Below are 15,638 nucleotides of genomic sequence, written 5' to 3'. Positions count from 1 at the left end.
CTAGAACTTCTCGGGGAAGATCAGGCAGACGACCAGGTAGACCACAAGGCACGCGGCAACGATCAGGCCGACGATGTTGTCCACGTTCACAGGCGTCCGACCCCCTTGGCGGCCAGGACGATGAGGGCGAACACCACTGCCGTGAGGCCGATGTACGCGATGTCCGACATGCGCGAAGCACCCCGCAGAGTCATGTGGGACGGGGCTTTGGGGCCCTCCCGACCGGCATATGGAGTTGATCCGGAATACGGGATCGATTCATTCATGACGCTATATCAGTGGACATCGGGATTGCCCTGCCACTCTGTGCGCCGATGGGATGACGGTGAAGTGCGCGGATTCACTCGTTGCGGCCGGATGTCGCGCTGCCGCCGGGCGCGGAACTCGGAAGAGTGAGCATCACCGAGAAACCCGGACTCTCAGCGGCCGTCTCCAGGGCCCCGTCCATGGCCTCGGCCAAATCGCGCGACAGCCGCACAGCCAGGCTGCCGGCCCTGGGACCCGGAGCCCTGGAGGCCTCGGGGCTCGGTTCCGGACCCCGGTCGGGCCTGCCGTCCTCCACTCGAATCCTCACGTGGCCTACCTGGACCTCGGCGGTGACGACGGGAGGCCGGTCCGGCGGGCTGTGACGCAACGCATCGGCCCCCAGGGCGGTCAGGGCGCGGGTGAGGAGGGCGGCGTCGGCGATCACATCGGGCAGCTGTTCCGGCAGGCGCAGAATGATCGAGTGGCCGCCGGGCCCGAGGTCGTCCAAGGCAGCGCCCAGCATCTCGTTGAGGTCGACCGGGCGGAGGTAGAGATCGAGTGCCCCGGCGTGCAAACGACTCACGTCGTCGAGATCAGTGACCAACTGCGCCGCACGGTGCACCGCCGTGTGGGCAGCGTCCAACCACTGCGCCTCCTCCGGGACGGTCGCGCCGGCGCGTCGACGCCGCAGGCGCACGAGCGCTTCTTCGGCCGTGTGCAGCGGAGCACGCAGATCGCGTCCTGCCGCGAGAAGCAGGGATGCCCGGGTACGTTCGGCGTCGGCGAAGGTGTCCGTGCCGTCGGAACACCCGGCGATCCGCCCTCGCGCATGTGCCAGCCCCAGTTCGGCGGCGCATGCAGCGAGGACGCGTTGGTCCTCCGTACTCAGCCCTGAGCCGCGCGCGGCCAGTGTGAGATGGTCGTCGACGGGGCTCTCCACATCCGCCTCGTACGGCTTTTCCGGTGGCCGCTCCCCGGCGCTGGCGACCACGTACCAACGGGGCACGGGAGATGATTCCGGGTCCCTTTCGAGCAGGCTGATCGCACGGAGACCGAAGTTCTCCCGGATCTGCTCCACCAGTGCCGTCAGATCCTGGCCACGCATCATGGCGGCGGCCAGGCGGCTCAACGCCCTCGCCTCGGATGTCGCGCGTACCGCCTGGTGCGTGCGCTGAGCAGCCATTCCCGCTGCCGTGCCGACGAGAGCGGCCGTGGCGGTGAACACCACGAGCGCGGTGATCGCGTCAGAGCGCTCGATGGCCAGCGAGTGCACCGGTGCGATGAAGCAGTAATCGGCGAGCAGCGCCGCGGCGATGGCGGCGAGCAGCGCCGGGTAGAGCCCTCCGACCAGGGCGACCACGACGACGGCGAGCAGATAGATCACCAGGTCGCTGGAGAGGTCGAGGTGGTCACCCACGGCGGTCAGCAGGAGCGTCAGTACAGGCAGCAGCACCACGGCGCCGACCAGCGCAGCCCAATACCGTCTTGGGCCCGTGCCACGGCTCGGATGCGGAAGCCTCAGCACAGCGGCCCCTGCTGCCTCCCTGTGGGTGACGATGTGCACGTCGATGGGGCCGGACCCCTTGATCGTCCGCTCTCCCACACCTGCGCTCAGGAGGGAGGCGAGGCGACCGTGCCGGCTCGCGCCCAGCACGATCTGGGTGACGTTCTCCGCCTCGGCGAACTGGAGCAGGGCATCGACAACGTCCTCGCCCGTGGTCTGGTGGTAGCTGCCGCCGAGCGACTCCAGAAGGGTGCGCTGGGTGTCCAGTACTGCCGGGTCGACGTCGGCGAGTCCGTCCTCCGGGACCACGTGGAGGGCCAGCAACTCGGTGCCGGGTGTACGAGCGCTGATCCGCGCGGCGCGGCGGATCAGCGTCTCCCCCTCCGGCCCGCCGCTCAGGGACACAAGGATGCGTTTCCGGGTCTCCCAGGGGGCGACGATGCCATGTTCCGCGCGGTAGCGCTGCAGTCCTTCCTCCACCCGGTCGGCCAGCCACAGCAAGGCGATTTCGCGCAGGGCGGTGAGGTTGCCGACCCGGAAGTAGTGGGTGAGGGCGGACTCGATGCGGTCCGGCGCGTAGATGTCGCCATGGACCATACGGCGGCGGAGCACCTCCGGTGGCAGGTCGACCAGTTCGATCTGGTCGGCCCGCCGGGCCACCTCATCGGGCAGGGTCTCCTGTTGCGTGACCCCCGTGATCTGCCGTACCGCGTCGTTGAGGGACTCCAGGTGCTGGACATTGAGCGTGGTGACAACATCGATGCCGGCGTCCAGGAGCTCCTCCACGTCCTGCCACCGCTTGGCGTTGCGGGCCCCCGGAACGTTGGAGTGGGCCAGCTCGTCGACCAGCGCGACCTGGGGACGGCGGGCCAGCACCGCGTCGAGATCCATCTCGGTGAAGAGCGCACCGCGGTGGCTCAGCGTACGGCGGGCCATCGTCTCCAGGCCGTCGGCCATGGCCGCGGTCGGCCGGCGACCATGCGGCTCGACGAGGCCGACGACCACATCCGCGCCCCGTGCGCGCAGCCGCTGCCCCTCGGCAAGCATGGCGTACGTCTTCCCGACCCCGGGGGCGGCCCCGAGGTAGATCCGCAACCGTCCACGTGCCACCGGCGGACTCCTGCCCGGGTCACCCCCATGTCGTGTTCGCGCCCTTCCATGGTGCGCCCGTCGAAGCCGTTCCACTCGACGACACCGACGACACCGGCCGGAACACTCGACGCCACCCTTGGGGTGCTTCGCGTCACCGGCGAGCCGCGGTGGTGGCGGGTGATGTGCCTGACCGGCGTCGACCACTTCTCCACGCTGGGCCATCAGCCGGGCATCGCCGCCCTGGCGGCCGGGCTGCTGTCCCCCATGGCCACCATCGGGCTCGTGGCCGTCACTCCGGCGGGCGCGCTGCCGGTCCACCGGCGGGCGGCCGAGGAGAGCCCGCACGGCGAGGGCTCGACCGCGATGCTGGAGCGGCTGCTGACCACCGCTGCGGTGGTCATGAGCGTGTTCCTGATCGCCACCGGCTTCATCACCACCGTGCTCATCCCGGAGAAGGAGTTCGAGCCGGGCGGCCGGGCGAATGGCCGCGCACTCGCGTATCTGGCGCACGAGTACCTCGGAAACATCTTCGTCTCCCTGACGCCCTGGCCGCCCTGCTCCTGCACGTCCGCGACCTCACCGGACACAACCCGCACATCTGCTTCGAGTGGACCGAAGGCAACCCCTTCACCGACTACCTGCGCTTCTTCCTCTCCGGCCAGGGCGAGTTCGCCCCCGTCACCCGCGAGGTCCTCCGCGAAAGGCAACCCGACCGGGCCCGCCGCCCCCGTGTCCACGTCGGATGAGCCGGTCGCGCACCCGAGTCCGGGCCAACGCCTCCGCTTCCCCACGCGCCTCCCCCTCACCCCCGGGTCAGCCCAGCAGCGCGCTCAAGGAACCCGCGGTGGTGTGCTGTTCGCGGCGCATCGCGCCCCGGGCCAGATGTACCAGCTCTTCTGGCGTGAGGCCGGCGAGCGTGCGGCGAAAGTGCGCGATGAGGTCGTTCGCGGCCCCGGTCAGCGCTGCGTCGTCGTTGGGCCGGGCGGGCAGTCCGTCACCGTCCAGCAGGAGCGCCTCAAGAACGGCGTACAAGTGGGCGGAGCCGGCCTCGCGGACCGTGAACGAGAAGTGAGCCGACGCGCTCCCCCCGGTGGCTTCGGCCACATGCGCGAACCCCCTCGGTACGTAGAGGACTTCGCCCTGACGCAGAACCACGTCCAGCAGCGGCTCCCCCGGGTCGCCGTCCACGCGCTCGGGCTGCCAGTTCCCGTCGGGCGGTCCCGGATACACACGCCACCGCTTCGAGCCGTGCATCTGCACGGCCAGCACGTCGGCGTCGTCGCGGTGCACCGGACGGCCCTGCGTCCCCGGCGGGGTGAGGAAGAAGAACGCCTCCACCTGGCGTTGAAAACACTCCGCAAGCCCGTCGGCCAGTGCCCGCACACCTGCGTGCCACTGGTCGACGTACCGCAGAAGGAGCGTGGCTCCCTCCTCGCCGATCAGTCGGCGCACCGCCCCGGCATCCACGTAGCGGTTGTCGATCCCGCCCAGGACGACTCGGGGGGAACAGTAGCGCTCCTCCGGTACCGGACCGTCCTCGTGCACGAGCGTCGCGTAAGGGGTGGTGAGGAGACCTGCATCCAGGATCCTGTCCAGCTCGGCGACCGTCAGCAGCTCCATCGGGGGTGTGCGGGGGTGCAGTACGGCGGGTGTGCGGCGCCACAGGGTGTGATGAAATGCCTGCTCGTCGCCCACATATCGTGCAAGCGGGTCCATCGTTGCCTCTCCACGTTCCATGCCGTCGGCGTGATCAGACGGTCTGACGGTTGCTGTACGCACGCGGTCGTGCCCTGCCGATGACATCGTCCGGGGTGACTGCGTCGAGCTGCGCGCCGAGATGGTCCAGGAGGCCGGCCGCGGCGCGCAGCAGGGCGTCATCGTCCAGCGGACGGCCCGGCAGAGCGAGGCCGTCGACGATCCCCGTCAGCAGAGCGGTGCGCAGATGCTCCGCACCGGCCTCCCTCACCACCACGGTCAGATGAGCCGACGAGGAGTCACCCACGGCCGTGGCGGTGTGCGCGAAACCTCTGGGCACGTACAGCACGTCACCGCTCTCAAGGACCGTGTCCAGCAGTGGCGCTCCTGGATTCTCCTCGCGGACCGGCGCCCAGTCGCCGTCGGCCGGACCGGCGTACACCTGCCAGTGCTTGGCACCGCTGAGCTGGATGGCCAGCAGGTCCCCGTCGTCCCGATGCACCGGACCCCGGCGGCCGGGACGGCTCAGGAAGAAGAACGCCTCGACGAGCCGGCCGAGCCGCTCGGCAATGCCCCTCGTGAGTTCACGCACGGGGGGATGCCATTGGTCGACGTAACGGAGCTGCAGGGTCGCCCGTTCCTCATCGATCAGTCGTCGGACCGCCGCCGCGTCAACGTACCCCTGGGCAGGGCTCCCGGTGATGACGCGCGTCGGGCAGAAGCGATCGTCGGCGATGCTCCCCTGTGCGGTGTACAGGCCGACGTACGGAACGCGTAGCAGTCCCGCGTCGAGGAGCGCGTCCACGTCAGAGAGTGTCAGCACCTCCAACGGCGGGTCCTGCGGCCGCAGAAGCACTGGTTCCTTCCGCCAATACGTACCCAGGAGCTGCTCCACGTTCGGTACGCAGCGTTCCAGCCAGTCCATTTGTTCCGTCCCTCTCCGAGTGGACCCGCCGGTGTGATCACCGGCGGGTCCCGGACGCGCTTGCGCGCACTGGTGTGCGCGTCGGTCAGCCGATCAGATGACGTCGGGGTAGCAGTCCCCGCACCCGGCCTCGATCCTCTGGTCCGAGGTCGGGGACGCGGCGGCGTCCCCGACGGACGGCACGAAGAACGCCCCTCCGGCAACGGCGAGCGCCGCCACGCCCAGTGCGGCACGCTTGGAGATCTCCGCACGCTTCAACGGCTCTGCGGCCTGGGAATACGACATGACCAACTCCTTTCCCCGGCAACGGTTTCCACCGCTCCCGGGTGTTCGCTCGACCCCGGTTCCGAGGCCGAGAATGATCTTGCGTCGGCCCGCGTACACAGGAGAAGCAGCACTGACGCGTTCCATACGCCACTTACGGATCTCTGATACGCCCGCTCCTGCCCAGCCGGTGTCCTGTGTTGTGACTTGCCGGAGCAGTCGTTTGCAGCAGCGGGGGATGGCGGCGAGCCCGAGAACGGCAAGTGGTTGCGGGGGCGTTCGTCGTGGTGGCCGGGTCCGCCGAAGCCGGTCGGCCAGGCCACGGTCCGCTCGATGACCCACCTTCGGCGCGAGTCGATCGAATGATCTTCGCGTGGATGTGGGACGTGGCTGACCCCGGGCTCGCCTGCCTCGAACAGGACGGGAGAACCGGTGGCCCGGAGCGTGCTCGTTGCATAGGCTCGTTGCGTGCAGTGGCATCAGGTACTCGGCTTCGTGGTCGCCGTCACACCCCTCACCTTGATTCCCGGCACGAGCTTCACGCTGGTCACGCAACAGGTGATCGCGGGATCGCGGTCCGACGGTGTGCGCGCCGCGTTTGGCTCCGCGTGCGGGCTCCTGGTGCACGCGACATTTGCCGCGATCGGCCTGTCGGCCCTCGTCATGTCGTCGGCCCAGGCGTTGACGGTGGTGAAGCTCCTGGGCGGCATCTATCTGATCTGGTTGGGCGTGACCACGTGGCGTTCGACGCGTCGAGGCGTCGAACCAACGGCACGGAGGCGATGGCGCTTGCCAGGGGCTCGGCTCGGAGGGTTCGGCCAGGGGCTGTGGTCCAACGTCCTCAACCCGAAGGCCGCGTCGGTCTATCTCACCTTGGTGCCGCAGTTCCTCACGTCGAGCCGCCCCGTCGCGCCACAGATCGCGACGCTCGCGATCGTCCATGTGGCCGTCGTGCTGGTGTGGCTGCTGTTCTGGACGTCCGTGGTCGCCGCTGCGCGCGCGGCGATCGACACACCGCGATTCCGGCATGGGATGAGCCGTCTGGCGGGGGCCGTGCTGGTCGCCCTGGGAGTTCGAACGGCAACGGCGGGCTGAGCCCGCGTACCTCGGCCGTCCCGTAGCTGCCGGTCACGGTGAAATGGTGCCGTCGTAGGGGCGTCCATCACGGTCAGGTCCGTACCGTGCAAGTTGCCCTCCGAGGTCCCCTCGGAGCCTGCTTCCCCACCCGTCGAAGGGCGAGCCGCCCGGTTCGGCCAGTCGCACCAATGCTCGGGCCGCATGTGGTGGGAGTGGACGAAGAGGGCGGTTTCCGCAGGTCCTAAGCTCCTGCGCAGTCGAGCAGGGAGGGATGCCGTGCAGAAGCTGGACGGGTCGGAGCAGCTGAACAAGCTGGAGGAGGTCGGTGCCTGGTTGCACCGCCGGTTGCCGGATCTGCTCGTGGAGAGCCAGGTGCCCGGGGCAGCCGTGGCGGTCCAGGCCGGTGATGAATGGGTCGAGTCCGCGGCCGGTGTGCTGAGCACGGCCACAGGGGTCGACGCCACGGTGGACTCTCTCTTCCAGATCGGGTCGATCACCAAGGTGATGACCGCGACGCTGGTCATGCAGTTGGCCGACGAGGGACGACTGGATCTGGACGCTCCCGTACGGGCCGTCCTGCCTGAGTTCCGGATCGCCGACGAGGAAGCGGCGCGAGGGATCACCACGCGGCATCTGCTGAGTCACGTCGCGGGTTTCGAGGGGGACATCTTCACCGACACCGGCAAGGGTGACGACTGCCTGGAAAAGTACCTGGGCGTCCTGCGGGACGTGCCGCAGCTCTTCGAGCCGGGCGCGATGTTCTCGTACAACAACGCCGGGTACTGCGTGCTCGGGCGGATCGTCGAGGTGCTGCGCGAGGAGCCGTTCGACGTCTGCGCCCGGCGGCACCTGTTCACTCCGCTGGGTATGAGTCACACCGCGAGTGACCCCTACGAGGCGATCGTCCACCGCACGGCAGTGGGTCACATCGAGACGGTGCCGGGGGCGCCGCTGGAGCCGACGCCGGTGTGGGCCCTGGCACGCTCGAACGCACCGGCCGGATCGATGCTGGCGATGCGTGCGCGCGATCTGCTGGCCTTCGCCCGGATGCACCTCGCCGGAGGCCGGGGCCCCGACGGGGTGACCGTGCTCGGCCCGGAGACCGTCCGGGCCATGCAGCGGCCTCAGGTCACGCTGCCCGACATCGACCAGGGCGCCGCCTGGGGGCTCGGCTGGGAGCTCTTCGACCTGTCGTCGGGCGGCACGGTCATCGGACACGACGGGAACACCATCGGTCAGTCGGCGTTCCTGCGCCTGGTGCCGGAGCGGGACGTCGCGGTGGCCATCGTCACCAACGGCGGCCTGTCACGGCGCGTGTACACGGAGATCGCGGGCCGGGTCCTCGGTGAACTCGCCGGGGTCGGTCTGCCCGCCCCGCCGGTGCCGGACATGGGCGTTCCCGTTGCGGAGACGTCCCGGTACGTCGGTACGTACACGTCCAGCACCGCCGAGACCACGGTGAGCCGGGACACCGCCGGGCGGCTGTGGCTGGAGCGCACTCCCCGGGGAACCGTCGCCGAACTGGACGAGGCGCCGTACCGCACGGAGCTGGTCGGCAGGCGCGGTGACACCTTGATCCCCGTCGAGCCGGAGCGCGGGGTCCACGCGCCGCTCGCCTTCCTCGGTGACGACGGGCAGGGACACGCGCTGTATCTGCACACCGGCCGGGCCGAGCGGCGGGCACGGCGATGAACGAGATGCACCGCCGCGCGATCGTGGCAGACCTGCACAACGACCTGCTGTGTGCGGTGGTCGCCCGGCCGGTGGACCACTGGGCGGAGTTCTTCCGGGAGCGCTGGCTGCCGCAGTTGCTCGCCGGCGGGGTGAACCTTCAGGCGCTGCCGGTGTTCGTCGAAGATCCGTACCGGCCGGAGGGGGCACTTCGCCGCACGCTGCGCATGATCGAGGCGGCGCACCGGCTCGCGGCCGGCAACGCCGACGCCGTCACGCTGTGCACGGACGGCGCCCAGGTCGACCGGACACTGGCTGAGGGCCGGATCGCCCTGGTGCTGGCACTGGAGAGCGCACCCGGCGTGGGCGAGGACGTGGAGCTGCTGGAGACCCTGTTCCGGCTGGGGGTCAGGATCGCGTCCCTGGCCCACTTCGGTCGCACCTCCCTGGCCGACGGCAGCGGCGAGGACGCGACGGGCGGCCGGCTGACCCGCTCCGGGGTCGCGGCGCTGGCAGAGATGGAGCGCCTCGGCATGCTCTACGACATCAGTCATCTCGGCGCGTCCGGGGTCGAGCACGTCCTGGAGCTGTCCTCACGGCCGTTGATCGCCACGCACTCCGGTGCACGGGCGCTCTTCGACCACCACCGCAACCTTGACGACGAGCAGATCCGGGGCGTCGCCGCGGGCGGCGGAGTGGTGTGCGTGAACTTCTTCGCTCCGTACCTGCACGAGAGCGACTACTCGATCGGCCGGCTGATCGACCACATCGAGCACATTGCCGGGGTGGCCGGCGTCGAGCACGTCGGGCTGGGTCCCGACTTCATCAAGGAAGTGCTTGCCGACACCACTCCCCCGTGCTGCGAGCAGGCCTTCGTCGAGGGAGTGCCGGCCGACGCCTATCTGCCCGGACTTGAGGGTCCGGCCGGGCTGCCGCTGGTCACCGATGCGCTGCAACAGCGGGGGTGGCCGGAGCGCGACATCGTCGCGGTCCTGGGGGAGAACGTACGGCGCCTGCTGCGGAACGAACTGGGCCGGCCCGCGTCCACCGGCTGAGCGCCGTGCACGGCAGGAGATTCCCTTCGTGCGATCGGAACGACGCACACCTGAATGTTCAGTGAACCCGACGAACGACGCCTGAAGTACGTGTCTCAAAATCGTCGGATGGTCGAGGAGATGGAGAGCCCTATCGTGCGCACGAGCGATGGTTTTGAGAACGCACGTGAGCCCGTGGACAGCAGCCGGGTGCTGACGATCCGCGATCTGTCGGTCGAGATCCGCCGGGGCGACCGGATCGTCCACCCTGTCTCGGACGTCAGTCTGGCGCTCGATCGCGGGGAGACCCTGGGGATCGTCGGGGAGACCGGATCCGGCAAGTCCATGACCGGCCTGGCCGTGATGGGCATGCTGCCGGCCGGTGGCCGGGTGACCGGCGGCTCGATCGACTTCGGCGGTACGGAGCTCGTCGGACTCCCCGCGGACCGGTACCGGGCCCTGCGCGGCAACGACATCGCGATGGTGTTCCAGGATTCGATGACGGCCTTGAACCCCACCCGCCGCATCGGCGAACAGGTCGCCGAACCGGTGCGGTTGCACCAGGGCGCGTCGAAGCAGGCCGCGCGCACCCGTGCCGCGGAGCTGCTCGACCTGGTCGGGATACCGAAGCCCGTAGAGCGGTTGGACGACCATCCGCACCAGCTCTCGGGCGGCATGCGGCAACGCGTGATGATCGCGATGGCCCTGGCGTGCGAGCCGCGGGTCGTCATCGCGGACGAGCCGACCACCGCGCTCGACGTCTCCATCCAGGCGGAGATCCTCGATCTCCTGGACGACCTCAGGTCCCGGCTGGGCATGTCGATGATCCTCATCACCCACGACATGGGAGTGATCGCCCGGCACGCCGACCGGGTGGGCGTGATGTACGCCGGGCGCGTGGCCGAGACCGGGCCGACACCCGCTCTTTTCAGCCATACCCGGCACCGCTACACCCATGCGCTGCTGTCCTCGATCCCCTCGCTCACCCAGGACCGGCGCGAGCAGCTCTTCAGCATTCCCGGCACACCGCCGGATCTGGCCGCCTCCCCCGCGGGCTGTCCTTTCGCGCCGCGCTGCGCGGCCGCGACGGACCGCTGCCACGAGGAGCGGCCGCCGCTCTCGGTGGAGGAGGACGGGCACACCCACGCGTGCCGGCACCCGGTCGCCACGGCAGCGCTCCGTACCGGCTCAGGGGCATCGGCCGTCGCACGGCCCGCCGTCTCCGCCGAGGCCCCTGCCGCACGCGGGACGACGCCGCGGCTGCGGATCGTCGATCTCGGACTTGAGTACCCGGTGGGCGGACGGGGCCTCCTCGGGCGGCGCCGCACGGTCAAGGCGGTCTCCGGAGTGAGCTTCGACGTGGCGCCCGGTGAGACGTTCGGCCTGGTCGGGGAGTCAGGGTGCGGCAAGTCCTCGCTGGGCCGCATGCTCGTGGCCCTGAACCGGCCCACGTCGGGCGAGGTGATCTTCGACGGCGCGTCGGTGACCGGTATGAGTGCCCGCGAACTCGTGCCGCGCCGGTCCCAGTTGCAGATGATGTTCCAGGACTCGAACTCCTCTCTCGACCCCCGGATGCGCATCGGCGCGATCCTGCGCGAGCCTCTCGCGATCCAGGGCATCGGCAGGCGCGCCGCCCGGACCGCGCGGGCCCGCGAGCTCCTCGGGGACGTGGGGCTGCCGTCGGGCGTCCTGGAGCGCTACCCCCACGAACTCTCCGGGGGACAGCGCCAACGGGTGGGGCTGGCCCGCGCGCTGGCCCTGGATCCGAAGGTGCTGGTCGCCGACGAGCCGGTCAGCGCGCTGGACGTCTCCATCCGTTCCCAGATCCTCAATCTGATGCTCCGCGTCCAACGTGAACGCGAACTGAGCAGTGTCGTGATCTCCCACGATCTCGCGGTCGTGCGGTACCTGGCCGACCGCGTCGGAGTCATGTACCTGGGCAAGTTGATGGAGACCGGCACCACCGAGGAGGTGTACGGGTCCACCGCGCACCCGTACACCGCGGGGCTGCTCGCGGCGGTTCCCGAGGCGGACCCCGCCGCGCCGCGCCCCCGGCCGGGCGCGCGTGTGCGCGGCGAACTGCCCAGTCCCATCGATCCGCCCAGCGGCTGCCGGTTCCGCACCCGATGTCCACTGGCGACCGAGGTGTGCGCGGCGGCGGAGCCCGCCCTCGCGACCCTCGCCGGCACGCACAAGGTCGCCTGCCACCACCCCCTGCTGCCGGCCGCACAGTCCGAGGAGCTCTCCGCACGATGAACCGTCACTCACCGCTCCCCTGCATGCCGGGGACCCCACGGATCTCCCGGAGAGGAGATGGTCACGCATGAGCTGGTACGTGGTCCGACGGCTGGCGATCTCCTTCGTCGTCCTGCTGGGCATCTCCGCGATGGTGTTCTTCCTGCTGCACGTGGTCTCGGACGACCCGGGCCGCGTGGTCCTGGGACAGCGCGCGTCCCCCCAGGCCGTGGCCGACTTCAACCGGGAGCACGGGTTCGACCGGCCGCTCGTCGTGCAATACCTCAGCTATCTGGGCCAGCTCGCCCACGGTGACCTGGGCAGGTCGTACAAGCTCAACGAGAACGTGGGGGCGGTACTGCAGCAGAACGCCGGCCGCAGCGCGATGCTGTCGCTCGCCGGCCTGGTCCTCGCGCTGCTGATCGCCGTCCCGCTCGGCATCCTCCAGGCGGTCCGCCGCAACAGTCTCGTCGACCGCGCCGCCACAGCGGCCTCCTATGTGCTCTACGCGACTCCGTCGTTCCTGCTGGGCCTGATCCTGATCGCCCTGTTCAGCCAGTCCCTGCCGTTCTTCCCTGCCGAGGCGTCCCAGTCGCACTCCTCGTGGGTGGTCCTCACCGATCCCCGCGCCATGGCCCTGCCCGTCATCACGCTCGCTGTCACCAGCGTCGCGATCTTCTCCCAGTACCAGCGCTCGTCGGCTCTCGACCAGCTCGGCCAGGACTACATCCGGGTCGCACGGGCCAAAGGGCTCCCGGAGCGGAGCGTCCTGACGCGCCATCTGCTGCGCAACGCCTGTCTGCCGCTGATCACGCTGGTCGGCACGCTCATCCCCAGCCTCCTGGCAGGCAACCTGATCGTCGAGTCGCTCTTCAACTACCCCGGCCTCGGCCTGCTGTTCCTGAACAGCCTGCAGCACGAGGACTACCCGGTGCTCCTCGCCTACACCCTGATCGGCGGCGTCCTCACCGTGGCCGGCAACTTCGTCGCCGACATCGCGGTCGCCGCCGCCGACAGCCGAATCGAGTTGAACAAATGACCTCACGACACACGGACACGGCGGGGGCCCCGGAGGCGGGCGCCACGGCGCCGTCGGCAGCCGACCCGGCCGAACCGACCGACGTACGCGAGCGGTTCACTCCGAAACCGGTGCTGCGCGCACTGCGGCACCACCCGCTGGGCCTCGTCGGCGGGCTGCTTCTGATACTCGTCGTCGGGTTCTGCTTCCTCGGCCCCCTGCTCTACCAGACCAACCAGACCGACGTGGATCTGGTGAACGCGGCTCTGCCGCCCAGCACCGAGCATCCGCTCGGGACGGATCTCAACGGGTTCGACGTGCTCGGCCGCCTCATGGCGGGCGGCAGGGTGTCCTTGCAGATCGGGCTGCTCGCCGCGCTGTTCGCCACCACGATCGGTACGGTCTACGGCGCCGTCGCCGGACTCGCCGGCGGGATCGTCGACGGGTTCCTGATGCGGGTGGTCGACACCCTGCTGTCGGTCCCCTTCCTCTTCTTCGTCCTGATCCTCTCGGTGCGCTTCCACGCGAACGCCGTGTCGCTGAGCCTGGTCATCGGCGGGTTCTCCTGGCTGGTCTCCGCCCGGCTCGTCCGCGGCGAGGTCCTGACCCTGCGGGTACGGGAGTTCGTGCTGGCGGCCCGGGTGATGGGGGCCTCCCGCCCACGGCTCATCCTCACCCACCTGATTCCGAACGCGCTCAGCGTGATCATCGTCGTCATCACCTTCCAGGTGGCCGACGCGATCCTGGTCGTCGCCGCTCTGGGCTTCCTGGGCTTCGGCCTGACATACCCGACCGCGGACTGGGGCAGCCAGCTCGCCAACGGCGCGACCTTCATCTCCGCCGACTACTGGTGGCTGGTGTATCCCGTCGGCATCTGCGTCATCGTCACGGTGCTGGGGCTCAACCTGCTGGCGGACGCGTTCCGCGACGCGGTCGGTCACCGGGCCGGCTGAGGCCGCTCGCCGCAACCGTCACCTCTCCACCCTCTTCCACCACACCTCGCAGGGAGCCATCCATGACACATGTGCCCGGCAAGGCGCGAGGACGCCGCTTCGCGGTGCTCGCCGCCGTGCTCGCCGTACTGGCCACGGCGTGCACCGGCGGCGACCTGGCCAAGGATCTGCAGGGCGGTTACAAGACCCTGCCGAAGGAGTCCGGGAAGCCCAAGGACGGCGGCACGGTCACGGTCGCGCTGACTCCGGGGCTCAGCCCCAACTACATCTATCCGTATCCGCCGGCGTCCGCCAACGGCACCGTCATCGCCCGGGGGCTCCTGTGGCGCTCCCTCTACCGCCCCAGTGGTGAGGGCGACCAGATCGCGGACGCCGCACTGAGCCTGGCCGAGGCGCCCCGCTACAGCACCGACCGCAGGACCGTGCGCATCAAGATGAAGCACTACTCATGGTCCAACGGCAGGCCGGTCACCGCCGACGACGTCGTCTTCTCCCTGGCCCTGCTGAAGGCCGCGCTCAAGGAGAGCCCGGCCAACTGGAGCTTCTACACCCCGGGGCAGTTTCCCGACGGCATCACCGCGAAGGCCACCGCGTCCAACGAGCTCACCCTCAGGTCCACGACCGCGTACAACCCGTCCTACCTGATGTCGATGCTGACCCTGCTGTACGTGATGCCCGCCAAGGAGTGGAACATCGCCCGCACCTCGGGGCCGCACCTGGACTACACGCGGCCGGAGAACGCCAAGGCCATCTACACCTACCTCACCAAGGAGTCGGAGTCCCAGGCCACATTCGCCGACAACCCGCTCTGGCAGGTGGTCAACGGCCCGTACCGGCTCAAGAGCTTCGACCCCACGACCGGCTCGTTCTCCCTGGTCCCCAACACGTCCTACAGCGGTCCGGGCGGCTCACGGCTCGACCGGGTCGACTTCAAGTCGTTCACCTCCGCCCCGGCGGTCCTCAACCAGTTCAAGGCCGGCAACCTGACCGTCGGAACGCTGGACTCCAGCTTCATCATGCAGATCGGCGCGCTGAAGAAGAAGGGTTACCACGTCTACGGCGCCCCGGCGCCCGCCCGGTTCGACCCGCTGGTCCTGAACTTCGAAAACACCACCCACCACTTCGACAAGATGATCGCGCAGCCGTACTTCCGCCAGGCCCTGCAGCACCTGATCGACCAGCAGGGCTACATCAGGAGCCGGGGCGTGTACAACGGTGCCGCCTCCCCCAACTACACCACCGCGGGCAGCGACTCCCCGTACCCGCCCGCCTTCGGTGACCAGGCGCCCTACCCGTACGACCCGGCCGCCGCCGAGAACCTGCTCACCGCCCACGGCTGGAAGGTCGAGCCGGGCGGCGCCACCACCTGCCGGCACCCGGGCACCGGGGCCGACGAGTGCGGGGCGGGCATCCCGCGCGGGCAGACGATCGAGTTCTCCCTCGCCTCCGCGAACACCCCGGCGTACGTCGGCGCCCGGGACACCGCCTTCGCGTCGGAGGCCAAGAAGCTGGGCCTCAAGGTCACGCTCGTGAGCAAGTCGCTCAACTACCTGTACACCAACTACGGCAACTCCTTCGCGCCCGCCAACAAGAACAAGTGGGCGGCACAGGACTACGGGCCGCTGTACCTGGCGGCCGGATACCCGAGCAGCAACACCGTGTTCAACACGGAAGGCAGCTTCAATCTCGGCGGGTACCGCGACGCCGAGGCGGACAAGCTGATCGACGCGTCGACGTTCGGAGCGGATTCCAAGGCCCTGTCGGCCGAGGTGACCCGCCTCGGCAAGGACCTGCCGGTGCTCTACTTCCCGACTCCGCACACCCTTGTCGTGTGGAAGGACAGCCTCTCCGGGCCGCCGTCGTCGTTCAGCTCACTGCTCAGCTTCCTGTATACGCCGGAACTCTGGTACTTCCACAACTGAAT

12 protein-coding genes and 1 pseudogene are annotated in these 15,638 nt (G+C 69.5%); 8 read left to right on the top strand and 5 right to left on the bottom strand.

Annotation, left to right across the window (positions count from 1 at the left end):
* Together kdpF and ACFV8T_RS24150 are read right to left on the bottom strand one after the other, a co-directional pair.
* The gene (gene kdpF / locus ACFV8T_RS24155; protein WP_266423019.1) at positions 1 to 90 is read right to left on the bottom strand and encodes a K(+)-transporting ATPase subunit F; all 90 of its coding nucleotides are present in this window, start codon (positions 88 to 90) and stop codon (positions 1 to 3) included.
* A 250-nt stretch (positions 91 to 340) separates the two neighbouring features.
* The gene (locus ACFV8T_RS24150) at positions 341 to 2,860 is read right to left on the bottom strand and encodes a DUF4118 domain-containing protein (RefSeq protein ID WP_385330917.1); all 2,520 of its coding nucleotides are present in this window, start codon (positions 2,858 to 2,860) and stop codon (positions 341 to 343) included.
* A gap of 123 nt (positions 2,861 to 2,983) precedes the next feature.
* Here ACFV8T_RS24150 and ACFV8T_RS24145 point away from each other — a divergent pair.
* Positions 2,984 to 3,588: pseudogene (locus tag ACFV8T_RS24145) on the top strand (hypothetical protein).
* Between the two features lie 67 nt (positions 3,589 to 3,655).
* Here the strand turns inward: ACFV8T_RS24145 and ACFV8T_RS24140 are convergent.
* From ACFV8T_RS24140 to ACFV8T_RS24130, 3 genes are all read right to left on the bottom strand, one after another.
* Positions 3,656 to 4,558, bottom strand: coding sequence for a JmjC domain-containing protein (locus ACFV8T_RS24140; RefSeq protein WP_385330915.1), 903 nt, complete (start codon positions 4,556 to 4,558; stop codon positions 3,656 to 3,658).
* A 34-nt stretch (positions 4,559 to 4,592) separates the two neighbouring features.
* On the bottom strand, positions 4,593 to 5,462 hold the full coding sequence (locus ACFV8T_RS24135; RefSeq protein ID WP_385330913.1) for a JmjC domain-containing protein: 870 nt from the start codon (positions 5,460 to 5,462) through the stop codon (positions 4,593 to 4,595).
* Positions 5,463 to 5,555: 93 nt separating this feature from the next.
* Complete coding sequence (locus tag ACFV8T_RS24130) at positions 5,556 to 5,747, bottom strand: hypothetical protein (RefSeq protein WP_385330911.1); 192 nt, start codon at positions 5,745 to 5,747, stop codon at positions 5,556 to 5,558.
* 447 nt (positions 5,748 to 6,194) lie between these two features.
* Here ACFV8T_RS24130 and ACFV8T_RS24125 point away from each other — a divergent pair, with 447 nt between their 5' ends.
* The 7 genes from ACFV8T_RS24125 (at position 6,195) to ACFV8T_RS24095 (ending at position 15,636) form a co-directional block, all read left to right on the top strand.
* Positions 6,195 to 6,821, top strand: a complete 627-nt coding sequence (locus ACFV8T_RS24125) for a LysE family translocator (protein ID WP_385330908.1) — start codon at positions 6,195 to 6,197, stop codon at positions 6,819 to 6,821.
* A gap of 258 nt (positions 6,822 to 7,079) precedes the next feature.
* Positions 7,080 to 8,495 carry a serine hydrolase domain-containing protein gene (locus ACFV8T_RS24120; protein ID WP_385330906.1) on the top strand — a complete coding sequence of 472 codons (1,416 nt, stop codon included), beginning with the start codon at positions 7,080 to 7,082 and terminating at the stop codon, positions 8,493 to 8,495.
* A complete protein-coding gene (locus ACFV8T_RS24115) occupies positions 8,492 to 9,529 on the top strand; it encodes a dipeptidase (protein ID WP_385330905.1) in 1,038 nt (345 codons plus the stop codon). Before ACFV8T_RS24120 ends, ACFV8T_RS24115 begins: the two co-directional genes overlap by 4 nt.
* Positions 9,530 to 9,664: 135 nt before the next feature.
* Positions 9,665 to 11,764: a dipeptide ABC transporter ATP-binding protein gene (locus ACFV8T_RS24110; RefSeq protein ID WP_385330902.1), complete on the top strand. Its 2,100-nt coding sequence runs from the start codon at positions 9,665 to 9,667 to the stop codon at positions 11,762 to 11,764.
* Positions 11,765 to 11,831: 67 nt separating this feature from the next.
* Positions 11,832 to 12,782, top strand: coding sequence for an ABC transporter permease (locus ACFV8T_RS24105; protein WP_385330900.1), 951 nt, complete (start codon positions 11,832 to 11,834; stop codon positions 12,780 to 12,782).
* Positions 12,779 to 13,714: an ABC transporter permease gene (locus ACFV8T_RS24100; protein ID WP_385330897.1), complete on the top strand. Its 936-nt coding sequence runs from the start codon at positions 12,779 to 12,781 to the stop codon at positions 13,712 to 13,714. The genes ACFV8T_RS24105 and ACFV8T_RS24100 overlap by 4 nt, the downstream gene beginning before the upstream one ends.
* Before the next feature lie 62 nt (positions 13,715 to 13,776).
* Positions 13,777 to 15,636: an ABC transporter substrate-binding protein gene (locus tag ACFV8T_RS24095; RefSeq protein ID WP_385330894.1), complete on the top strand. Its 1,860-nt coding sequence runs from the start codon at positions 13,777 to 13,779 to the stop codon at positions 15,634 to 15,636.
* Positions 15,637 to 15,638: the final 2 nt, after the last annotated feature.

It is taken from the genome of Streptomyces sp. NPDC059832 (assembly GCF_042731715.1).
Taxonomy (GTDB): Bacteria; Actinomycetota; Actinomycetes; order Streptomycetales; family Streptomycetaceae; genus Streptomyces.
Note: the sequence above shows the minus strand (reverse complement) of the source record. Positions and strands in the feature narration are given on the sequence as shown.